Here is a 21,738-nt window from a genome sequence, read left to right on the forward strand (position 1 = left end):
ACAGAAAGGTTTGATTATGAGCAAGAAACAAAATACGTGGATCGACCGGTTGTCGGGTATCTCGGATGTGTTGGACGGAAAGAGCCAGGTGATTCCGATCGTGGCGGCGGAGGATGACGAACCGCAGGGGGGGACGCTGCCGGAGTTGTTGCCGATTCTGACGCTGCGCAGTTCGGTGCTTTTCCCGGGGGCGATCACGCCGATTACGGTGGGGCGCGAAAAGTCGATGAAGCTGGTCAAGGAGGTGGAGGAGAATGGGGGGATGCTGGGGGCGTTGTTGCAGAAGGAGGCGGAGGTGGAGAATCCGGGGCCGGAGGATCTCTATGCGGTGGGGACGGCGGCACGGATACTGAAGGTGCTGGAGATGCCGAACGGAAACCTGACGGTGATTCTGCACGGGGTGGAAAAGTTCGAAATCAAGGAGTTCGTCAGCTCGGAGCCGTTCTTCAGGGCGAGTGTCAGGCCGCTGAAGGATGTCACGCCGGAGAAGGCGAATATCGAGCTGGATGCGCTGATCGAGTCGGTCAAGGAGGTGGCGCTCAGGATTATCGGGATGTCGTCGAATATCCCGCAGGAGGCGACGTTCGCGATCAAAAATATCGATAGCAGGAGGGGGTTGATCAATTTCATCAGCTCGAATATCGAGTTGCCGGATTCGGATCGGCAGGCGCTGCTGGAGGCGCCGGGGCTGGTGGCGAGGGCGAGGAAGCTGCTGGAGATTCTGGTGAGGGAGCAGCAGCTGATCGAGCTCAAAAACGAGATCCAAAGCAAGGTGAAGGAGGATATCGATCAGCAGCAGAGGGAGTATTTCCTGCAACAGCAGATTCGGACGATTCAGGACGAACTGGGGGGGAATCCGGCGGAAAGGGAGGTGGAGGAGTTGCGCGAAAAGGCGCAGACGAAAAAATGGAGCGAGGGGGTCAAGGAGGTGTTCTTCAAGGAGCTGGATAAGCTGGAGCGGATGAATCCGGCGGTGGCGGAGTATTCGGTGCAGATGAATTACTTGCAACTGATGCTGGAGCTGCCGTGGGAGGAGGTGACGAAGGACAACCTCGACCTGAAGCGGGCGAAACGCTTGTTGGATGCGGATCATTTCGGGCTGGACGATGTGAAGGATCGGATCTTGGAGCACTTGGCGGTGCTGAAGCTGAAGGGGGATTTGAAGTCGCCGATTCTGTGTCTGTACGGGCCTCCGGGGGTGGGGAAAACGTCGCTGGGGAAGTCGGTGGCGGCGTCGCTCAAACGAAAGTTCGGGCGGATTTCGCTGGGGGGGATGCACGATGAGGCGGAGATCAGGGGACACCGACGGACGTATATCGGGGCGATGCCGGGGCGGATTTTGCAGACGATCCGGCGGGCGGGGTCGTCGAATCCGGTGATTATTCTGGACGAGATCGATAAGGTGGGACAGTCGAATCACGGGGATCCGGCGTCGGCGCTGCTGGAGGTGCTGGATCCGGAGCAGAACAGTACGTTCCACGACAATTACCTGGATACGGAGTACGATCTCTCGAAGGTGTTGTTCATCGCGACGGCGAACAATATCGGGAATATCTCGTCGGCGTTGCGCGACCGGATGGAGATGATCAATGTGTCGGGGTATCTGCTGGAGGAGAAGGTGGAGATCGTGAAGCGGCATCTGCTGCCGAAGCAGCTGGAGGCGCACGGGGTGACGGCGGAGCAGCTCAAGCTGGGCAAGCGGGCGATCGAGAAGATTGTATCGGAGTATACGCGGGAGTCGGGGGTGAGGACGCTGGACAAGCTGATTGCCAAGATTGTCCGCTACAGGGCGAAGGAGATCGGGATGGAGGAGCCGTTCGAGGCGACGGTCTCGCCGGAGGGGGTGGAGAAGATGCTGGGGGTGCCGAGGTTCCTGAACGAGATGTACGAGGGAAATCAGCATGTGGGAGTGGTGACGGGGCTGGCCTGGACGGAGGTGGGGGGGGATATCCTCTACATCGAGTCGTCGCTGAACCGGGGAAAGGGAAATCTCATTATCACGGGGAATCTGGGGGATGTGATGAAGGAGTCGGCGTCGATCGCGCTGGGATGGGTGAAGGCGCATGCGGAGCAGTTGGGGATACGGCAGGAGTTGTTCGAGGAGAACGATATTCACATCCATGTGCCGGAGGGGGCGATTCCGAAGGATGGGCCGTCGGCGGGGATCACGATGGTGACGGCGCTGGCGTCGGTCTTCTCGGGGCGGAAGGTGCAGGCGCGGTATGCGATGACGGGAGAAACGACGCTCAGGGGAAAGGTGTTGCCGGTGGGGGGGGTGAAGGAGAAGATTCTGGCGGCGAAGCGGGCGGGGATTACGGATATCATCCTCAGCGCGGAGAACCGGAAGGATATCGAGGAGATCAAGCCGGAGTATGTCAAGGGGCTGGCGTTCCACTATGTCACGACGCTGGAGGAGGTCTTGAAGCTGGCGCTGGTGTGAGGGGGTGTCTTCGAGGGGGAGGCTATTTGATCGGGAGGCTCTCAGGGGCCTCCTTTCTTTTTCGTTTTTGTGGAGGGCTATTTTTGGGGAGGCCTTTGTTTGTGGCGCTCCATTTTTGGAGGCTGCCCCGGGCTACCGCGGTCAGCGGCACCAATGGCATGCACTTGAGTTTCAACGTGACGTGGCTCTATCCCAGCGGCGCGGACAGCCGCGCCTACGGTTTTCAGTTGCGTTGCCTCTCGGAATAACGGGGACGTCGCTCTTGGGGCCGAGGCTGCCCATTCCGAGTGCCGGGAGGCACCGCCCGCCCGGCGTAAGGGCAGTACCCTCTTGTAGGACAGACGCGCGCCCCGCCTAAAGGAGCGATTCAACTATTTCGGCGCGAGCCGAATATAGATGAAGCGCGCAGGCGCGCGAAAAGGCGGCGGAGCGACAGCGGAGCCGCAGTGAGGCGGACACGGGACGGAGAACTGGGGCGAGCTTTGGGCTGTGCCTGTTCTTCGGGCGCGAAAACCGACTGCGGTTTTCGCGCCGCGCTGGGCCGAGCATGGGGCTGAGATTTGGGCGGTGAGTTGGGCCGAGCTTTGGTCTTTACTTTAGGGCCGAGAGCGAGGAGCTAAGTCCCCGTGGTAACGGTCGGCCCGCAGCCCCCGGATGCGAAGGGGACGCACAGCGTCTTTTACTGGCCGCCTCAGCCTTAATATTCGTTCTCCGCTGGCTGCGGTCGAAAACAAACTCGGCAGATTGGTGATGAATTGGGTGGTGTTTGTGCGACCTTTAGGTCGCCGGCCTCGGCGAGGGCGTCGCTTTAGCGGCGCGTGGGGGGCGCGCCGAGGACGAACCCGGCAGCCTTAGGCGGTGAATGGCGTTGCTCTTGCGGCTCGTAGAGCCGCGCAGTTCGCCGCCACCCTAAGCGGCGGACTGTAACTCGACGGAGCTCGTTGCGCCTCCGCTGGCGGCGAACAGCATCCACAAGGCGCGCCGAGGATGAATAGGCGGAACTTGTAGCGGGTAAAATAGTGCAGGTCGGACGCCCGGGCGGAACGCAACTCTCGGCGCGTGAGCGGCGTGTTGCGGGCCTCCCGTGGGGAGGCGTCCGGCCCGCGCGGTTCTGCGAACCGCAGGAGGCAGTTCCCAAACGAAGTTACCATTAAAAAGACACGGCACTTCCCCCGTTTGTTCCGAGAGGCAACGCAACTGAAAACCGTAGGCACGATGGCTCGCATGGTTGGAAAGGAGGTACTGCGTGTAAAAGTTCAGGTGCATGCTGTTGGCACCGTTGACAGAGGAAGACCAGCTGTACCCGCCGTGGCCGAGGTAGCTCGCGGCACCTGTATCCCGAGGGAGGTAGCCCGGGGCGGGGCCGCTCGGCACGCGAAAGCTGGCCGTGTCTACCCCAAGCAATCGACCTGCCTCGACTTCAAGTGGGGGTCGAGGTTACCGCTTGGGGTAGTTCCAGCCCCTTGCCCACCGCGAGTACTTCTCCCCCGTTTATTCCGAGAGGCAACGCAACGGAAAACCGTAACCGCGACCATTCACGTGGACGGGAAAAAGCCCGTCCATACGGAAATACAAATGCAAACAATTGCTCTCGATGGCCGCAGACGAATAACTGTACCCATACGCGCCGAAAAAATACAAGGTGCCGGAGTTCGTTCCGTGGAGGAAGCTCGGGGCAGTTTACTGGTCATCTCTAACCCAAAACGCACGACAGCAGCAGCGGCGGAGCAATAATCAACGTACACGCGTTACGGCTGGGGAAGAGAGGGAAAAAGATCGAGTCCGGACAAACGTTCCACGCTATCGACGGAAACGGAGAACTCGGTATAATCACGACCGGTCAGCAAGGCGGTGTCGTTCGGCATCACGTACGCGGCCATCTCGAAAACGTCGGCGCGACGGAGGGCGATGGCTTTGAAAAAGAGCTCGGGAACGGCGACGCCTCGACCGATGGTCTCTGGATGAGCCGGCAGCACGGTGCCAACGACGATATAAAGGGTGTCGTAAGCGGAGGTCTGGGCGCGGAGCTGCTCTTCGAGGCGTTTCCAGGGGCCGCGGTTCAGTCGAGGCTGCTGGGGGGCCATGTTGGAGTAGAGAAAGGTGGAACGATTCGAGGCTTCGGAATCGGTGCGATCGGCGGAGGGCAACAGGTGCCCGCGGTCGTAACCGCTGCCGCGGTAGTCGGCATGGGTCGCGGAGGGCCAGCCGTAGGTGCGCAGCCGGGGGTCGGGGGCAAAGGTGTCGCTACGGTCGACGGCGCCGGAGAGGTCGCTGCGGGTCAGTTTATAGGCGACCCAACGCGCGATCTTCCCGGAAGGACGATAGGAAAAGGTGTAGCGGCCGGAGGTGTTGTAAATAAGGGTGTCGGCGGCGTCCAGGGCGGGCAGTTCGAGGTGGGCGGAAGGAACGAAGGAGGGCGAGGAAGGAGCTGCGTCCGACGCTCCGGAGGATATTGAGGGCGACGGAGCGGGACGATGAGAAGCTGAGGGGGCAGACAAAGAGGGGGCTCGGCGAGGGGTCAGCCGGTGTGAACAGGCGATGGCGAGGATCGCTAGAAATAGCCAAAAGAGGCTCCAAAGCCAATACCGACGCGGAATCGAGCTGTTTTTCCTGTATTTTCTGCGTTTTTTCATCACAAATGTAGCATCTGAAAGAGGGGCGTTGCGCTGGGTAGGGGCGGCGGGCGATTGCCGGGGTTAGCTTTCGGGTGGAGGCGGCCTTGTATTTTGGATAGAGCCTGTTTTCGGGCAAGAAGACGCTGTGCGTCCGAGAGGCAACGCAACTGAAAACCGTAGCCACGGTAGTACACGCGGCTAGGATTGAGCCACGTCACGTTGAAACCCAAGTGCATGCCACGGTAGTGGCCGCCCGAATCGTAGGACGTGGAAGCCCAGCTACAACCGTCGTTGCCGACGGCCCACAACGCGCCCGAGGTCGCGTAGCGGTAGCCCGGTGCGGGGTACCAGGCGAGCGGGGTTCCCTCGGTGCCGTCGTCCGTTACCTTGTAGAGACGACCGTTGGTGGCTTTGTAGTTCCCTGCACCGTAAGATTCTCCGACAACCCCATCCGAGTAGTACGGGAAAGTCCCGTTCAAAGGCACATCGGCGTCCCGCGTAAAGTCAGACCAAGGGGGCTTCGTGGGCCTGTCTATTGGCTACTTAAGTCGGGCTTCGGCGGCGCGCCCTTGGGGTGTTTTTATTGGCTGCCTCTACTCCCGTTCTTAGTCCGCGCGCCTGGGGAAATCCAGTCAAAACGCACAAGTGCATTTTGACGATTTCCCTCCTAAGGCGTGGCGCGCGGATGGGCTTTGAACCGTCTTTTCTCACCTTTGTTCGCGCGCCTGTCCTACAGGAGGGTACTGCGCTCGGGCCGCGCGGGCCCCACGTCCCGTGGACGGGAAATGCTGGCGCATTTCAACTGGCAGCCTCGGCCCAGTTCCTCGTCCCATTCTTTGTTCGCGCGCCTGCGCGATTCATCTATATTCGGCTTACCGCCGAAATCGCTGAATCGCTTCTTTAGGCGTGGCGCGCGATTGGTTTGAGGGTACTGCCCTCAGGCCGGGCAGGCCCCGCGTGCCCGCGGTGGGCAAATTGGCAGCCTCTACCCCAAGGCCGCCTCTACCCCTGTTCTCTGGCCGCGCGCTGGCGGAAATCTTATTCAAACGCGAATCACGCGTTTGAATGATTTCCTTCTTCAGCGATCGCGCGCGGTCGAGCTTCGTTCGCGCGCCTTGGGAAATCTTGTCAAAACGCGCAAGCGCATTTTGACGATTTCCCTCCTAAGGCGGGGCGCGCGATGATTTGAGGGTACTGTTCCTTTTGGCTTCGCGTTGCCTTCGGCTTCCTCATGCTACCTCAGCATAGCCCGTAAACGGTCTCTGCTTTCGGAACGCTACTCGGTTCCTCCTCGCCGCTCGGCAATTTGCAAACTGCGTTTGCATTGCACTCGCTGGCAGCGTCGGTTGTGAACAAAAGGAACCGAAAAAACTTCAGAGCGCATCCCTACGGGATGCTTTGGCCGGGTCTAACCGCATACGCAAGGCGCCGGCCCAATCCTCTTCACGCGACGAGGGACACGCTGCTCGAGGTAAGGACGAAACGCCTATCTTTGCAAAGATATGAGAAAAAAAGCTACGCTCACTTTCGCGGATGCGATCAAACGAAAAGGGCCCAGGGCGGTCGGGGCCATGGTCAAACCGGTCGGGGCGACGTGTAACCTGGATTGTACGTACTGTTACTACCTGGACAAGGCGAGGCTGGCGCCGAAGGCACATGCGGCGGAGGTGATGAGCGACGAGCTGCTCGAAAGGTTCGTCAAACAGTATATCGAGGCGAATCAGGTGCCGGTGGTGTCGTTCTGTTGGCATGGTGGGGAACCGCTGCTGGCGGGAAGGGAGTTCTACCGAAAGGCGGTGGAGTTCCAAAAAATGTACAGGGGGGAGAAACGGATCGAAAATTCGATACAAACGAACGGGACGTTGCTCACGGACGAATGGGCGAGGTTCTTTGCGGAGGAGGAGTTTCTGGTGGGGGTCTCGATCGACGGGCCGAGGGAGGTGCATGATGCGAACCGGAGGGATCGGGCGGGGGAATCGACGTTCGACCGGGTGATGGGGGGGATTGAGCGGCTGAAGGAGCAGGGGGCGGAGTTCAATACGCTCTCGGCAGTAGGGGCGGCGAGCGAGGGAAGGGGAAGGGAGATTTACCGCTTCCTGAAGGGGATCGGGAGCCGGTTCATGCAGTTCCTGCCGGTGGTGGAGCATGTGAAACGGATCGAGGGGTGGCCGAGGGAGGTGATTGTGGAACCGGGGGATCCGGAGGCGCACAGGGCGGAGTGGTCGGTGGGGGCGGAGGCCTACGGAAGGTTTCTGAACGATGTGTTCGACGAGTGGGTGACGGGGGATGTGGGGAGCTATTTCGTCCAGATGTTCGACGTGACGCTGGCGGGATGGTGCGGGGTCAGGCCGGGGCTGTGCGCGTTCTGCGAAACGTGCGGGGATGCGCTGGCGGTGGAGCATAATGGGGATGTCTATGCGTGCGACCACTTTGTCTATCCGGAGTACAGGCGCGGAAATATCGCGACGGGGGAGCTACGAACGATGGCGGGATCGGGGGAGCAGTTCCGGTTCGGGCTGGAGAAACGGAATGCGCTGCCGACGGAGTGTCTGAGGTGCGGGTATCTGCACTTGTGTCGGGGGGAGTGTCCGAAGCACAGGTTCGTGCCGTCGGAACGAAATCCGGAGGAGAGGGTCAATGCGCTGTGCGGGGGGCTCAGGGCGTTTTATCGGCACTCGGAGCCGTACATGCTGAAAATGCGGGAGCTGCTGGAGGCGGGGGAGCCGGCGGCGTTGGTGATTCCGTGGGCGAGGCAACGGATGGGCCTATTCTAACGGCTAACCGGAGACGGGGGTATACGAAAAAACGTTCGGTTATTCGAAATCAATTGTTACAAATGTAGCGATAAATGCGGATATACGTATAATTGCGACAGAAAATATTATAACACTGACACATATGTCGCTTAACTTGCGACCGTTTCCGGGCGAAAGGCGGGTTGATTCGAGGGGTTCGAATAACCGAACGGTTTTCCGAACACACGGGGGAACACGGATTAGGGTTTAATTTTGGCGAGCGTATGATACGGGGTTATTTCAGATTCGAACCGGGGGATGCGGAGGCACAGGAGAAAATAGAGGCGCTGATCGAGGCGGGGGTCACGAGCGGAAATATTTTCTTCGAAACGACGGGGGCGGAGGAGCTGAACCGGCTGCTCAGACTGCTCAGAAGGGGGGATACGCTGGTGGTCTCGAGGGCGGCGGATGTCTGTCGGTGCAAGGAGGAGATGGCGCTACTGATCGAAAGGCTGGAACGGAAGGGGGCGGCGATCAGGGCGCTGGACGAACCGTGGCTCGATTTCAACAGAGGGGTCGCGGGGGAGATGCGCTCGAAAAGGGGGATGGAGCTGGGAACGAGACCGGGGGGAACGAGGGGGACGAAAAGACCGGAGGAGGGGATGGAGGATGCCAGGGCGGCGGGGAGGCCGAAGGGGCCGCATCGGGAGATCATGCACAAGCTGGATTTCGCGATCCGGATGTACAACACGAATAATCAGATGTCGGTGAGCGAGATTTGCAAAACGGTGGAGCTCAACGAGCGGACGTTTTATCGGCACTTGGAGCGGGAGGGGATTCAGGTGATACGCAGGCCGAAGGGACGGAAACCGAAAGCGGGGGAGAGACGTTGACGGAAAACAAAATCAAAACGGGCACCGGAGACGGGCGGCCCGTTTTTTCGTTTTATCCGGCTCGGTTTATCTGGCTTTTCATTTTATCCGGCTCGGTTTATCTGATTCGTTTTATCTGGATCGGTTTATCTGGCTCGGGGCGCTGAGCGCCGCCCCGGGCTTCCGCGAGAGAGCCAGTGGCAGGCTGAGCAGCGTCGGCAGCGACGGGTTCAGCTATTCGTCGTCGGTCAGCGGTACCAATGGCATGTACTTGACTTTCCTCGTGACACGCCTCTATCCCAGCGACGCGAACGGCCGCGCCTACGGTCTTCAGTTGCGTTGCCTCTCGGAATAAACGCCGCGGGCCCGCGGGGGCAAAGGGCCGGGTCTACCCTAAAAATAAGGGCAGCCTCTACCCTTTCTTGGTCTGACTTTACGCGGGACGCCGATGTGCCCTTGAACGGTACCTTCCCCTATTACTCCGACGGCGTAGCCGGTGAATCCTACGGCAAAGGAGACTACAAAGCCACCAACGGTCGTCTCTACAAGGTAAGCACCTCGGGCGCGGGAACCCCGCTCGCCTGGTACCCCGCACCGGGCAACCGCGGCAGCAGTACGGGCGTATTGTGGGGCGTCGGCAACCACGGGTACAGCTACTCATCGTCGGCAAACGGGAACAATGGAATGTACTTGAATGTCTATGTGACGGGGCTCTACACCAGCAGCGCGGATCCTCGCGCCTACGGTTTTCAGTTGCGGTGCCGCGCGGAAGAAACGCCGCGGGCCCGTGGTGGGCAAGGGGCTGGAGTTACCCTAAAAATAAGGGCAGCCTCTACCCTACTTTTGTTTGACTTTGGCGGGCCGGAGCCAGCGTGGGCGCAACGAGCATCGCGAAGTGGCGGCCCTACGCCGGGGGTGGCTCCGGCCCGCGCGACTCTGCGAGTCGTAAGAGCAAAGCCCATTCGTCCTCGGCGCGCCCCCCTCGCGCCGCTAATGCGTCGCCCTTGCCGAGGACGGCGATTCCCTTCGGAATCGCGCTATTTGCTCTTGGTTAAAGCGGGTCGCAAAAGCTCGGCCCGGTTCTCCGCCCCGTGTCAGTATCATTGCGGCTCCGCTGCCGCTCCGCCGCGTTTGCCGTCGCCCGCGGCAATTCTTGCCGGATTGGCCGAGTGCCAACCGGCAGAATATGCCCTCTTAAGCGGGCGGGCGACGTTTTTTGCACGAAATCGAGTTTTTTCACGCGTCATTCTTTGTCCGCGCGCCTTGGGAAATCTTGTCAAAACACGCAAGCGCATTTTGACGATTTCCCTCCTAAGGCGTGGCGCGCGTTTGGTTTGAGAGGACTGTTCCTTTTGTTCACAAAAGGAGCCGAAAAAACTTTAGACGGATGCTGAGGCAGCCTCAAACTGCCGACGACCATAATCTCGGTGCGCGCGCCTGCGCGATTCATTCTATTTCGGCTCACCGCCAAAATCGTTGAATCGCTTCTTTAGGCAGGGCGCGCGTCTTTGGCTACAGGAGGGTACTGCGCTCGGGCCGCGCGGGCCCCACGTCCCGTGGACGGGAAATGCTTGCGCATTTCAACTGGCCGCCTCTACCCCCGTTCTTTGTTCGCGCGCTGGCGGAAATCTTATTCAAAGCGCAAGACGCTTTGAATGATTTTCTACTTCAGCGGTCGCGCGCGGATGAGCTTTGACCCGCCTCGAACTGTTCCTTTTGTTCACAAAAGAAGCCGAAAAAACTTTAGACGGATGCTGACGCATCCTCCAGCTGCCGACAGCCCAGTTCTTCGTCTGCGCGCTGGTTAATAAGGCAAAGGTAACCGTAACAAAACGCTCAACGGGCGGAGACGGAAAATGCTAACGCATCCTCGAACGGCCTCAGCCCCAAAACGCACGGTGTTAGCGACGCAAGGTCAGGGTGATCTCGGTGCCGGGGCTGAATGAGGTGCCGGGGGATAAAGACTGGGAGCGCACGGTGCCCATCCCTTCGAATTTCGGCTTCAATCCGGAGCTCTCGGCACGCTCCAGGGCTTCGATCAGGGTCAACCCCCGGAAGTCGGGAACGCCGGAGTCGGTGCTGATCGGAACGGGGGGCGAAACGACGACTCGGCCGCCGCTGTCGATCGCGGCACGACCTTCGTAGGGCAGACGGGGGGCGCCCATCACGTGTAGCTCGCGCAACAGGCTGTCCAGGGCGGTGGCGGAACCGGAAAGGGCGTTCAACATGGGGTCGAAGCTCTGGGGACGGGTCACGACGCGGTTGGTCACGTTGTAGTGCATCGAAAATACGCGGTCGGCGATGGTCTTGAACAGGGGGCCGGCAAGCGAACCGCCGTAGTAGGTCTTCTGGGAGTTCTCGGAGTGGTAGGTCTTCAGGGCGACGACGATCGAATACTTGGGACGGTCGGCGGGCAGGTAGCCGGCGATGGATCCGAGGTAGTGGCGGCCGCCGCTGCGGCTCACGTAGCCGTGGCGGCCGATAGCCACCTGGGCGGTACCGGTCTTGGCGGCGACGCGGTATTTCGGATTCAGCAGCAGGCGGCCGGTGCCGTTGGTCACGGCGCCTTCCATGGCGCGCTGGACGCCCCGAAGGGCGGTCTTCGAGCAGATGGCGGGGTTCAGGGTGTCGGTCGGAAAACGCAGGACGGTCTTGTCGTATTGGCGGAGTTCGCGCACGAACATGGGTTTGACCATCACGCCGTCGTTGGCGACGGCGTTGAAGAGGGTCAGGGTATGGATCGGGGCGAGACGCAGGGCGTAGCCGTAGGACATCATGGTGAGGGTGGTACCGTCCCAGCCGTTCCGGATGGCGGGGTGTTTGATGAGGGGTTTGGCTTCGCCGGCGAGCTGGAGGTCGAGGGGTTTGTGGATGCCGATCCGGTTCAGGGCGTTGACGAATTTGGCGGGCTGGCTGCCGTAGGCGCGGTTCACGGCTTTGGCCATGCCGATGTTGGAGGATTTCTCGAAGACTTGCTGGAGGGTGAGGCTTCCGAAGCCGCCGATGTGGGAGTCGACGACACGGACGGGCCCGATCTGTTCGACGCCGTTGCCGGTCTCGATGGGGGTGGAGAGGGGCATGTGGGCGTCGTCGAGCAGGGCGATCAGGCCGGCGAGCTTGAAGGTGGAGCCGGGCTCCATGCTCATCCCGATGACGTAGTTGTAGTCTTCGACGAGGGTGCCGTCGGAACGCCGGGTGACGTTCGAGAGGGCTTTGATGTCGCCGGTCTGCACTTCCATGACGGCGACGCAGCCCCAGTCGGCTTCGACTTCGACGATCCATTCGCGGAGGGCGCTCTGAACCATGTCCTGCATCTCGATGTTGAGGGTGCTGACGACGTCGTAGCCGTCGATGGGGTCGATGTTGCGGTCGCTGGCGATGGGGGTCCAGAAGTTGCCGGAGATCTTCTGTTTGAGCATCTGGCCGGGTTCGCCTTTGAGGTAGTTGTCGAAGCCGCCTTCGATGCCGAGTTTTACGCCCCACTGGTTGACGAAGCCGAGGGTGCGGCGGGCGAGTTCGCCGTGGGGGTTGACGCGGCGGTTGCTCTCGATGGCCATGAAGCCGCCGCGGTTGGCGCCGAGGCGGAAGAGGGGAAAGCGACGGATGGTCTGGAGTTCGAGGAAGTTGACTTTCCGACGGGTGATCAGGTGGAACCGCTTGCGGGCGGTGTGGGCGTCGAGGAGCTCTTTGCGGTACTCTTCGGGGGTTTTGTCGCCGAAGAAGTCGGAGAGGCAGGTGCTGAGGGAGTCGACTTTGTCGAAGAAGCGTTGCTCGCTGAGGCCGCCGGCGGCCATGTCCATCCGGAGTTCGTAGTAGGGGATGGAGATGGCGAGCAGGCGGCCGTCGTCGGAGTAGATGTTGCCGCGGGCGCCTTCGACGATCTCGGTGCGGTAGCTGTATTTGTCGGAGAGGTCGCGGAGGGTGGCGCCGTCGGTGCCGATCTGGAGCCAGACGATGCGACCGAGGACGGCGAGGCCGGTGAAGAGGAAGAGGACGTACAAGACTTTGACGCGCCGCAGGATGGCCTCTTTGATGGGGCTTCGCTGGGGGGCGACGGGGGTCTCGGGCTCGGCGGTATGGGGGGATTGGCGGGCCATGGGGGTCTTGGGTCTCTGGGGGGTTATTCGTCGATGGTGTGGGGGGAGGTGTGGTCGAGTACGAGCGGGATTCGGTATTCGCGCAGGAGGCGTTCGATTTCGCTCTGCCGGGTGAGGGTCATCCGAACGGCGGAGGAGGTCACGGCGCGGGTCTTGAGTTGTTTGAGCTCTTCGGAGATCCGATCCAGTTCGTTGTGTTTGTGCTGGATGTGGAAGCCGTTGGCGATATAGAGGAGCATCAAAAAAACGACGTAAACGATCACGGGCAGGCGGCGGGTGAACTCTTCCTGGGTGAGGATGCCGCCGGTGAAGAATTGGCCGATCCGGAGGCCGCTGCGTTTCCGGGGCTGAGGGGGGGTGTCGTCGCCGGCACGGGAGGGGGTTTCGAGAGGGGATTCTTCGGCGATGTCCGGGTCTTCCTCTTCGGGGCTGGGCGGGCTGTCGGGTTCGCGCCAGTCGTCGGGCATGGTGCCGCGGGCCGGACGGTAGTTCCGGTCGGAAAACTCGGGGGAGGTGTATCGGGAGGGGCGTCTCATCGCTGGGCGGCACGGGGCCGGGGGAAAAACGGGTTCAGGGGCGGATTTGTTGTCCGGTGCGCTCGGCGACGCGCAGTTTGGCGCTCCGGGCGCGGGGGTTGCGGTCGATTTCGGCGGCGGTGGGGAGGATCACTTTGCCGACGGGGACGACGGGGGTGGAACTCTGGCCGTAAAAGTCGCGCTGGACGATGCCGTCGGGGGTGCCGCTCCGCATGAAGTTCTTGGCGAGGCGGTCTTCGAGGGAGTGGTAGGTGATGACGCTGAGCCGGCCGCCGGGACGAAGGAGCCGGATGGATTGGGAGAGCATCATTTCGAGGGCTTGCATCTCGCCGTTGACTTCGATGCGGAGGGCCTGGAAGAGCCGGGCGCGGAAGCGGGACTCGCTGCCGCGGGGGGTGACGCTCTCGGTGGCGCGCAGCAGGTCGTCGATCCGGGCGAAGGGCCCGGCGGTCTCGCGGTAGCGCACGATGGCGTTGGCGACGCGGTAGCACTTGTCGAGCTCTCCGTACCGCCCGAAGAGGGTGGCGAGCCGGGCGGGGTCGTAGGTGTTGAGCAATTCTGCGGCGGTTTTGGAGCTGCCGTGCTGGTTCATCCGCATGTCGAGGGGGCCGTCGAACCGAAAGGAGAAGCCGCGGGAGGGGGTGTCGAAGTGGTGGGAGGAGACGCCGAGGTCGGCGAGGATGCCGTCTACGTGGTCGAATCCGGCGGCGCGAACGCAGCTGCGCAGGAAGCGGAAGTTGTTATGGATCAGGACGAGGCGGGGGTCGTCGGGGGCGTTGGCCAAGGCGTCGGCGTCTTGGTCGAAGGCGAGCAGGCGGCCGCGACGGCCGAGGCGGTCCAGCAGGGCGCGCGAGTGACCGCCGCCGCCGAAGGTGACGTCGACGTACACGCCGTCGGGACGGAGGGCGAGTCGGTCGAGGCTCTCGTGGAGCAGGACGGGTTGGTGGTATTCGGACATGGGGCTCTCGGGCTGGGTGCGATTCCGTTTAAAGTGACAAAGTTACGCTTTTTTAACGAGGTGGGGAGGGGCGGCGGGGAGATTTCTTCGGGGGACGGGGGCGGGGTTTGGTTTTGTGGGGAAAGGTCTCTATTTTTGTCGCGATCGTTTCGGGTAGCCGGGTCGTAGTTCGTACGGTGCGGCTGAAAAGGGAACCCGGTGGAAGTCCGGGACAGTACCTGCTGCTGTGAGTCCGCTGAACGGTCTGTCGCACTCTTGGCCACTGGCGCGTCGGCGCGCCGGGAAGGCGCGGCGGACGGGACGAGTCAGAAGACCTGCCGAAAGGATGTTTTCAACGTGATTTGCACCTGCGGGGTTTTCGGGTGGAGATCGGGCATGCGACGACAAGAGAAGGGACGGCCGGGCGGGATTCCCGGGAAAGTCGGAAATTCCTCTTCGGCGGCGGAGGGGTGGTTTTGCGGCGGAGCGCTGCCCTACTCTATTCAGTTTCTCTTTTTCGAACTCTCCCCCCCTCGGCCGGTGCGGTTTCTGACGATGATGAAAAAAACAAGGGGACATATCCGGGCACTGGGGCTCGCGGCGCTGGCGATGACGCTGGCGATGGGCGGCTGCATGAAGTGGGACTATGGGGCGACGGAGGAGGTGGCATTGCCGGAGGGGGGGCTGTTCGTCCTCAACGAGGGCAATTTCCAGTATGGGAATGCTTCGCTGTCGTATTACGATCCGAAGACGGGAAGAGGTGAAAACGAGCTCTTTGTCCGCGCGAACGGAATGAAGCTGGGGGATGTGGCGCAGTCGATGGTGGTCAGGAAGGGGGTGGGATGGATCGTGGTGAACAATTCGCATGTCGTTTTCGCGATCGATGTGCGGACGTGTCGCGAGGTCGGGCGCATCACGGGCTTCACGTCGCCGAGGTACATCCATTTCGTGTCAGACGAGAAGGCGTATGTGACGCAGTTGTGGGACAATCGCATCTTTATCGTGAATCCGAAGCGGTTCGAGATTACGGGATATATCGAGTGTCCGGGGATGACGATGGAGACGGGGTCGACGGAGCAGATGGTGCAGGCGGGGAGGTATGTCTATGTCAACGGGTGGTCGTACCAAAACCGGATTCTGAAGATCGACGCGGAGCGGGATGTGGTGGTGGACGAGCTGGCGGTGGGGATTCAGCCGACGTCGCTGGCGATGGACAGGTACGGCAAGCTGTGGACGATTACGGACGGGGGAATGGAGGGGAGCCCTTACGGGTATGAGGCGCCGGCGCTCTATCGAATCGATCCGGAGGGGTTTCGGATCGAGCGGAGGTTCGAGTTCGGGCGGGGAGACCGGGGGTCGGAGGTGCAGCTGAACGGAACGAGGGATACGCTGTACTGGATCAACGAGGATGTCTGGCGAATGCCGGTGACGGCGGAGGGGTTGCCGGAGGGACCGTTCCTGGAGGAGGCGGGGACGATCTATTACGGGCTGACGGTCGATCCGATCCGGGGCGATGTCTATGTGGCGGATGCGATCGATTACCAGCAGCCGGGAACGATCTGCCGCTATTCGGCGGGGGGGAAGCTGATCGACCGGTTTTACGCAGGAATCACGCCGGGGGCTTTTTGCTGGTGGATAAACGGAGGGGGGCGATGAGGGGAAAGGGTCGGATACTTGGAATACTCGGGGGGCTGGCGGGGCTGGCTCTGCCGGCGGCGGCGCAGAACGGAACGGAGGGGGAAAAGGAGCGGCTGCTGAGGACGGAGGTGGTGACGGTGAGGGGGCGGAGGCCGCTGAAGGAGATCGGGATACAGCGGACGAGGTTCGACAGTGCGGCGCTCAGGGGAAATGTGGCGCTCTCGATGGCGGATGTGCTGACGTTCCATTCGTCGATCTTCGTCAAGAGCTACGGACGGGCGACGCTCGCGACGGTGGCGTTCCGGGGGACGTCGCCGTCGCATACGCAGGTGACGTGGAACGGAATGAGGATCAATAATCCGATGCTGGGGATGACGGATTTCTCGATGATTCCGGCGTTCTTCATCGACGAGGCGTCGCTGCTCCACGGGACGTCGTCGGTCGACGAGGCGGGCGGTGGCTTGGGGGGGGCGGTGAGGCTGGGAACGGGGCCGGCGGGAACGGAGGGGGTCGGGTTGCAGTATGTTCAGGGGATCGGGTCGTTCCGAACGTTCGACGAGTTCCTGAGGCTGACGTATGGGGCGCGGAGGTGGCAGGTGTCGACGCGGGCGGTCTGCGCTTCGTCGCCGAACGATTACAAGTACCGGAATCGGGACAAGAAGGAGAATATCTACGACGAGGAGATGAATATCGTGGGGCAGTATTACCCGACGGAGCGGAACCGGAGCGGGGCGTATCGGGACATACATGTGTTGCAGGAGGCGTACTACACGGCGGAGAACGGGGATCGGGTGGGGCTGAGGGGGTGGTATCTGAATTCGAACCGGGAGCTGCCGATGCTCACGACGGAGTACGGCGACGAGACGGAGTTCGAAAACAGGCAGCGGGAGCAGACGTTCCGGGGGGTGGTGTCGTGGGAGCGGAGACGGGAAGGATGGAAGGCGGAGGCGAACGGGGGGTATCTCTACACACGGATGGCGTATGACTACAAACGAGATGTGGGAAACGGGACGATGGCGGCGATGACGCGCTCGCGGAGCCGGGTACAGACGCTCTACGGACGGGCGAGGGGGGAGTATTACGGGGGAAGGAAATGGCTGTTCGCGCTCGATCTCTCGGCGCATCAGCACTGGGTGGAGAGTGCGGACAAAAATATCGTCACGCAGGAGGGGGAGCGGGCGACGGTGGGGTACGACCGGGCGCGGATCGAGCTGGCGGGGGTGGCGTCGGTCAAATGGCGGCCGACGGAGCGGTTCGGGATGGGGGCGACGCTGAGGGGGGAGATGTGCGGAACGGAGTGGGCGCCGCCGATTCCGGCGTTGTTCGTGGAGGGGGTGGTGTCGGAACGGGGGGAGGTGACGGCGAAGGCGTCGGTGTCGAGGAATTTCAGGTTCCCGACGCTCAACGACCTCTATTTCATGCCGGGGGGAAATCCGGAGCTGCGCAAGGAGAAGGGGTGGACGTATGATGCGGGGCTGAGGTTCGGGGTGGGACGGGAGGAGGGATGGAGGTTCGCGGGGTCGGCGACGTGGTTCGATTCGAGAATCGAGGACTGGATCATCTGGCTGCCGACGGTCAAGGGGTTCTTCTCGCCGAGGAACATCCGCCGGGTGCATGCCTACGGGGTGGAGGCGGAGGGGGAGCTGAGGGGATGGCTGGCGAGGGGTTGGAAACTGGAGCTCAGGGGGTCGTTCGCGTGGACGCCGTCGATCAACCAAGGGGAGCCGATGGGGCCGGGAGATCGGTCGGTGGGAAAACAGCTCCCATACGTGCCGGAGTTCGCGGCGAATGCGACGGGGGAAATATCCTGGCGGGGATGGTCGATGGCGTACCAGTGGTGCTGGTACAGCGAACGGTTCACGATGTCGAGCAATGAGTTGACGCTCACGGGGAGGCTCCCGGCGTACTACATGAACAATGTGACGCTGGGAAAGGGGATCTCGCTCCGGTGGGCGGAGCTGGAGCTGAAGGGGACGATACGGAATCTATTCGACGAGGAGTATCTATCGGTGCTGGCAAGACCGATGCCGGGGATCAATTTCGAAATCTTCATCGGCATCAAACCCAAATGGGGGGCAAAAAATTAATTTCTCGTACTATTTTTAGCCGGGAGGGTACTGTTCTCTTTGTGAACAAAGAGAACCAGAAAACCGACGCTGCCAGCGAGAGCAATGCAAACATAGTTTGCAAATTGCCGAGCGGCGAGGAGGAAGGCGAAGCCAAACTTTAGAGCGCATCCCTGCGGGATGCTCTGGCCGTGTCTGCCCTTGGGTTGGGCTGGATTTTCGGCGGGCGCGCTAATAATGGGCAAGAACCCCATGCGCGCCTCGCCTGAAAATCTTAGCCCAACGAAACAAGGCGGAGAGAACACGTGGTCGTCCCATGGGGACGACCTCTGCAAAAGTTCTTTGGGTACCTTTCTTTCAAGAAAGGTACGGTTCCGGCCAGCTCAAAGAACAGCGTGCGAAAAATCGATTTTTACCTAAAATCCGACGGAGATGAAAAAACTCGGGCGCTCCCCTATTCGAGAGGAGCGCCCGAGTCGTCAATATGACTGAGCCGATGGAGGGATTCGAACCCCCGACCAGCTGATTACAAATCAGCTGCTCTGGCCAACTGAGCTACATCGGCGGGTAATAAACCGGGGCAAAGATAGGGAACTTTTCCGGTTCGGACAAGAGCTGCGGGGGACGAATCGTGGGGAATCGGCGAAAAAGTGTATTTTTGTCTCGAGCGGCGGCACGGGGTTTGCCGCTCTCTTCAAAAAAATACCGATTATCTTATGGCTTCTTCCAATTTCGTAGATTATGTCAAAATTTACGCGCGCTCGGGTAACGGGGGGCCGGGTTCGAGCCACTTCCGACGCGAAAAGTTCGTCGAGTTCGGGGGGCCGGACGGAGGGGACGGGGGACGGGGCGGACATGTGATTCTGCGCGGGAACAGCCAGTACTGGACGTTGATCCACCTCAAATACCAGCGTCACCAGATGGCGGAGAACGGAGAGGGGGGGCACGGGGCGAAGAGTCACGGGCGGAACGGGCGGGATATCGTGCTCGAGGTGCCGCTGGGGACGGTGGCGAAGGATGCGGAGACGGGCGAGGTGGTGGCGGAGGTGACGGAGGAGGGGCAGGAGGTGATTCTGGTGCGGGGGGGACGCGGGGGGCTGGGAAACTGGCACTTCCGGACGGCGACGAATCAGGCGCCACGGTATGCGCAGCCGGGGGAGCCGATGCAGGAGGGGTGGTTCGTGCTGGAGCTGAAGGTGTTGGCGGATGTGGGGCTGGTGGGGTTTCCGAATGCGGGGAAGTCGACGCTGCTGTCGGTGGTGTCGGCGGCGAAACCGAAAATCGCGGATTATGCGTTCACGACGCTGGAGCCGAATCTGGGGATTGTGGAGGTGAGGGACGGACATTCGTTCGTGATGGCGGATATCCCGGGGATCATCGAGGGGGCGCACGAGGGAAGGGGGATCGGGACGCGGTTCCTGCGCCATATCGAACGCAATTCGGTGCTGTTGTTCATGGTGCCGGCGGATGCGAAGGATATTGTGAGGGAGTACGGGATTTTGCTGGAGGAGCTGAGGCTGTACAATCCGGAGATGCTGGACAAACGGCGGCTGCTGGCGGTCACGAAGTGCGATATGCTGGACGAGGAGCTGACGGAGGGGCTCCGGGCGGAAATAGAGGGGGCGGAGACGTTGCGGGGGGTGCCGTATCTCTTTATCTCGTCAGTGGCGGGGCTGCATATCCGGGAGCTGAAGGATCTGCTCTGGGAGACGTTAGTACGGGAGTAGGCGTTCGATGATCTTCCGGTCGGGATCGAAGGGACGACCGAAGGGGCGGAGGCTGTCGAGGCCCAGACGTTCCGTGTCGACGTCGGCCACGACCCATTCGGGCAGCAGGCCGATCACTTCGGTGCCGACCACTCGGGCGCGGTGGCGGAGGGCGGCGGCGGAGACGGCATCATAGGCGGCGCCCAATCCGGTGGCGTGCAGGTCGGTCAGGTTGGTGGAGACTTGGGCCATGCCGTACTCTTCGATCCACCACCCGATGGCTTTCACGCCGGGCAGCGACCAGGGGCCGCGGGTGGCTGCCCGGATCTCGCGGGCGATGGCTTTGGCGGCGGCTATATCTTTCGCCGGATCACCGCTGGGGGCGAGGTTGAAGTTGACGGCGCCCAGAAAATCCCGGGCGCCGATGACGCTGGCGCCGGTGCGGGCGACGGTGTCGCTCCACTCCTGTGGGCCGTAGTCGGGGTTCCACCGGGGGTCGGACATCTTCTCGCGCAATCCTTCGTACTGGCCGCGGCGGCAGGCTTCGAGGCTTTTGCGCTCGGGCGAGGCGGCGGCGGATTCATAACAATAGACGGGTATACGGAGCTCCTGCCCTACCCGCTCGGCGAGCTGCCGGGCGAGACGGGCGGCGGTCTCCAGGTCGATCCCGCGAACGGGGACCAGGGGCAGCACGTCGGTGGCGCCGATACGAGGGTGTTCGCCGTGCTGGTGCCGCATATCGATCTGCTCGGCGGCGGTGCGCACGGCGCGGAAGGCGGCTTCGACGACTGCTTCGGGGGCGCCGGCGAAGGTCACGACGGTGCGGTTGGCGGCGATGCCGCTGTCGACGTGCAGCACATAGGCGCCGGGCACGCTCCCGGCGGAATGGACGATGGCTTGGATGGTCTTTTCGTCGCGCCCTTCGCTGAAGTTGGGCACGCATTCGAGCACGGGGGTCATGGTTTCTTACTCTCTACGGGGTGAATAACTGTTGCTTTTTCGGACTGTCTCGGCCTGCCCCGGGCTTCCGCGACGGGGGGAACTTTGGGGGTTTGGGCGATCTGATGTACGTTGGCCGCGACGGTTACAGCTGGTCTGCGACGGTCAGCAATGCCGATGGCATGAATTTGAATTTCCACATACCGTGGCTCGTTCCCAACCATGCGAGCAATCGTGCCTACGGTTTTCAGTTGCGTTGCCTCTCGGAATAAACGAGAGGGAGAATCCCGCCCCGGGCTTCCGCAACAACATCTCTGGTGTGTCGGGCGGCGTCGGCTACAGCGGATTCAGCTACTCATCGTCCGTGAGCGGCAACCTCTGCTTGGATTTGTATTTCCATTCGCAGCATCTCAACATCAGCATCTCGGACAACCGCGCTCACGGTCTTCAGTTGCGTTGCCTCTCGGAATAAACGGGCGAAGTGCTGTGTCTTTTTAATGGCAACTTCGTTTGGGAACTGCCTCCTGCGGTTCGCAGAACCGCGCGGGCCGGACGCCTCCCCCTCGGGAGGCCCGCAAACTCACGATGTTCGTTGCGTTCCGCCCGGGCGTCCAACCCGCCCCAAAGAACAAGCCAATTCTCTACCCCTTTCTGTTGAATTCATCCTCGGCCTATAATAGCCCGCCGCGTGGGGTGGCGGCGAACTGCGCGGCTCAAAGAGCCGCAGAAGCTCAGCTCATTCACCGCCCCAATTCTGTCGGATTCGGGCCGCGCGCTACCATTTATCACCACCTTCCATCTGGTTCGGCCTGTCGCCCATCCCCCCGAGGCGCTCCGCGCCTGGGCGACAAGGCCGGCGATTCTGCGAATCGCGCTACTCACTCTCGGCCCAAAGCCCGGCAAAAAGCACTGCCCAAATCCAAACCCCATGCTCGGCGCGGCACGGCTCGAAAACCGTAATCGGTTTTCGAGCCCAAAGAACAACACAGCCCAAAGCAGAACCCAGTTCTCCGACTCGTGTCCGCCTCACTGCGGCTCCGCTTTCGCTCCGCCGCGTTTTCGCGCGCCTGGGCGATTCATTCTCTTTCGGCTTGTCGCCGAAAGAGTTGAATCGCTTCTTTAGGCGGGGCGCGCGTTTTAGTTTGAGGAAACTGCGC

The 21,738-nt window shown here is 61.5% G+C and carries 15 protein-coding genes, 1 tRNA gene and 1 riboswitch; of the genes, 8 read left to right on the forward strand and 8 right to left on the reverse strand.

Annotation, left to right across the window (positions count from 1 at the left end; translation table 11 throughout):
- Window positions 1-16 precede the first annotated feature (16 nt).
- Entirely contained in the window at window positions 17-2,440 is a 2,424-nt protein-coding gene (gene lon / locus ACTO3O_RS05635) for an endopeptidase La (RefSeq protein WP_297831532.1), read from the forward strand.
- A gap of 1,491 nt (window positions 2,441-3,931) precedes the next feature.
- Here lon and ACTO3O_RS05640 read toward each other — a convergent pair.
- The 3 genes from ACTO3O_RS05640 to ACTO3O_RS05650 form a co-directional block, all read right to left on the reverse strand.
- Window positions 3,932-4,081, reverse strand: a complete 150-nt coding sequence (locus tag ACTO3O_RS05640; RefSeq protein ID WP_482596550.1) for a hypothetical protein — start codon at window positions 4,079-4,081, stop codon at window positions 3,932-3,934.
- Between the two features lie 107 nt (window positions 4,082-4,188).
- Window positions 4,189-4,938 (reverse strand): DNA/RNA non-specific endonuclease, encoded by a 750-nt coding sequence (locus ACTO3O_RS05645; RefSeq protein ID WP_298081176.1) that lies wholly within the window; start codon window positions 4,936-4,938, stop codon window positions 4,189-4,191.
- A gap of 134 nt (window positions 4,939-5,072) precedes the next feature.
- Entirely contained in the window at window positions 5,073-5,534 is a 462-nt protein-coding gene (locus ACTO3O_RS05650; protein ID WP_298081199.1) for a hypothetical protein, read from the reverse strand.
- Between the two features lie 1,023 nt (window positions 5,535-6,557).
- Between ACTO3O_RS05650 and ACTO3O_RS05655 the strand changes: the two genes are divergently transcribed.
- Window positions 6,558-7,829 (forward strand): anaerobic sulfatase maturase, encoded by a 1,272-nt coding sequence (locus ACTO3O_RS05655; protein ID WP_294594794.1) that lies wholly within the window; start codon window positions 6,558-6,560, stop codon window positions 7,827-7,829.
- A 245-nt stretch (window positions 7,830-8,074) separates the two neighbouring features.
- Window positions 8,075-8,683, forward strand: a complete 609-nt coding sequence (locus tag ACTO3O_RS05660; RefSeq protein WP_294594796.1) for a hypothetical protein — start codon at window positions 8,075-8,077, stop codon at window positions 8,681-8,683.
- Window positions 8,684-10,563: 1,880 nt separating this feature from the next.
- Here ACTO3O_RS05660 and ACTO3O_RS05665 read toward each other — a convergent pair.
- The 3 genes from ACTO3O_RS05665 to rsmH are packed head-to-tail and all read right to left on the reverse strand — an operon-like array spanning window position 10,564 to window position 14,253.
- A complete protein-coding gene (locus tag ACTO3O_RS05665; protein WP_297831401.1) occupies window positions 10,564-12,759 on the reverse strand; it encodes a penicillin-binding protein in 2,196 nt (731 codons plus the stop codon).
- Window positions 12,760-12,782: 23 nt separating this feature from the next.
- On the reverse strand, window positions 12,783-13,295 hold the full coding sequence (locus tag ACTO3O_RS05670) for an FtsL-like putative cell division protein (RefSeq protein WP_297831404.1): 513 nt from the start codon (window positions 13,293-13,295) through the stop codon (window positions 12,783-12,785).
- Between the two features lie 34 nt (window positions 13,296-13,329).
- Window positions 13,330-14,253, reverse strand: coding sequence for a 16S rRNA (cytosine(1402)-N(4))-methyltransferase RsmH (gene rsmH / locus ACTO3O_RS05675; protein WP_297831406.1), 924 nt, complete (start codon window positions 14,251-14,253; stop codon window positions 13,330-13,332).
- A 134-nt stretch (window positions 14,254-14,387) separates the two neighbouring features.
- Window positions 14,388-14,588: riboswitch (cobalamin riboswitch) on the forward strand.
- A gap of 253 nt (window positions 14,589-14,841) precedes the next feature.
- Between rsmH and ACTO3O_RS05680 the strand changes: the two genes are divergently transcribed.
- Together ACTO3O_RS05680 and ACTO3O_RS05685 are read left to right on the forward strand one after the other, a co-directional pair.
- Window positions 14,842-15,888, forward strand: coding sequence for a DUF5074 domain-containing protein (locus ACTO3O_RS05680; protein ID WP_367270613.1), 1,047 nt, complete (start codon window positions 14,842-14,844; stop codon window positions 15,886-15,888).
- The gene (locus ACTO3O_RS05685; RefSeq protein ID WP_297831408.1) at window positions 15,885-17,957 is read left to right on the forward strand and encodes a TonB-dependent receptor; all 2,073 of its coding nucleotides are present in this window, start codon (window positions 15,885-15,887) and stop codon (window positions 17,955-17,957) included. The genes ACTO3O_RS05680 and ACTO3O_RS05685 overlap by 4 nt, the downstream gene beginning before the upstream one ends.
- 470 nt (window positions 17,958-18,427) lie before the next feature.
- Here the strand turns inward: ACTO3O_RS05685 and ACTO3O_RS05690 are convergent.
- Window positions 18,428-18,501: transfer RNA gene (locus ACTO3O_RS05690), tRNA-Thr, on the reverse strand.
- Window positions 18,502-18,652: 151 nt separating this feature from the next.
- Between ACTO3O_RS05690 and obgE the strand changes: the two genes are divergently transcribed.
- Complete coding sequence (gene obgE, locus ACTO3O_RS05695; RefSeq protein WP_294594682.1) at window positions 18,653-19,663, forward strand: GTPase ObgE; 1,011 nt, start codon at window positions 18,653-18,655, stop codon at window positions 19,661-19,663.
- Here the strand turns inward: obgE and ftcD are convergent.
- Window positions 19,649-20,602 (reverse strand): glutamate formimidoyltransferase, encoded by a 954-nt coding sequence (gene ftcD / locus ACTO3O_RS05700; protein ID WP_297831410.1) that lies wholly within the window; start codon window positions 20,600-20,602, stop codon window positions 19,649-19,651. The genes obgE and ftcD overlap by 15 nt on opposite strands.
- A 104-nt stretch (window positions 20,603-20,706) precedes the next feature.
- On the opposite strand from ftcD, the gene ACTO3O_RS05705 reads away from it, so the two are divergent.
- Both ACTO3O_RS05705 and ACTO3O_RS05710 read left to right on the forward strand, forming a co-directional pair.
- On the forward strand, window positions 20,707-20,853 hold the full coding sequence (locus ACTO3O_RS05705; RefSeq protein ID WP_297831412.1) for a hypothetical protein: 147 nt from the start codon (window positions 20,707-20,709) through the stop codon (window positions 20,851-20,853).
- Window positions 20,838-21,053, forward strand: coding sequence for a hypothetical protein (locus ACTO3O_RS05710; RefSeq protein ID WP_297831414.1), 216 nt, complete (start codon window positions 20,838-20,840; stop codon window positions 21,051-21,053). The genes ACTO3O_RS05705 and ACTO3O_RS05710 overlap by 16 nt, the downstream gene beginning before the upstream one ends.
- Window positions 21,054-21,738: the final 685 nt, after the last annotated feature.

The organism is Rikenella sp. (assembly GCF_056799795.1).

Coding starts and splice junctions, on each gene's coding strand:
- ACTO3O_RS05655 (WP_294594794.1), top strand. CDS start 6,558: ATGAGAAAAAAAGCTACGCTCACTTTCGCGGATGCGATCAAACGAAAA.
- rsmH (WP_297831406.1), bottom strand. CDS start 14,253: ATGTCCGAATACCACCAACCCGTCCTGCTCCACGAGAGCCTCGACCGA.
- ACTO3O_RS05665 (WP_297831401.1), bottom strand. CDS start 12,759: ATGGCCCGCCAATCCCCCCATACCGCCGAGCCCGAGACCCCCGTCGCC.
- obgE (WP_294594682.1), top strand. CDS start 18,653: ATGGCTTCTTCCAATTTCGTAGATTATGTCAAAATTTACGCGCGCTCG.
- ACTO3O_RS05680 (WP_367270613.1), top strand. CDS start 14,842: ATGACGCTGGCGATGGGCGGCTGCATGAAGTGGGACTATGGGGCGACG.
- ftcD (WP_297831410.1), bottom strand. CDS start 20,602: ATGACCCCCGTGCTCGAATGCGTGCCCAACTTCAGCGAAGGGCGCGAC.
- ACTO3O_RS05705 (WP_297831412.1), top strand. CDS start 20,707: ATGTACGTTGGCCGCGACGGTTACAGCTGGTCTGCGACGGTCAGCAAT.
- lon (WP_297831532.1), top strand. CDS start 17: ATGAGCAAGAAACAAAATACGTGGATCGACCGGTTGTCGGGTATCTCG.
- ACTO3O_RS05660 (WP_294594796.1), top strand. CDS start 8,075: ATGATACGGGGTTATTTCAGATTCGAACCGGGGGATGCGGAGGCACAG.
- ACTO3O_RS05670 (WP_297831404.1), bottom strand. CDS start 13,295: ATGAGACGCCCCTCCCGATACACCTCCCCCGAGTTTTCCGACCGGAAC.
- ACTO3O_RS05685 (WP_297831408.1), top strand. CDS start 15,885: ATGAGGGGAAAGGGTCGGATACTTGGAATACTCGGGGGGCTGGCGGGG.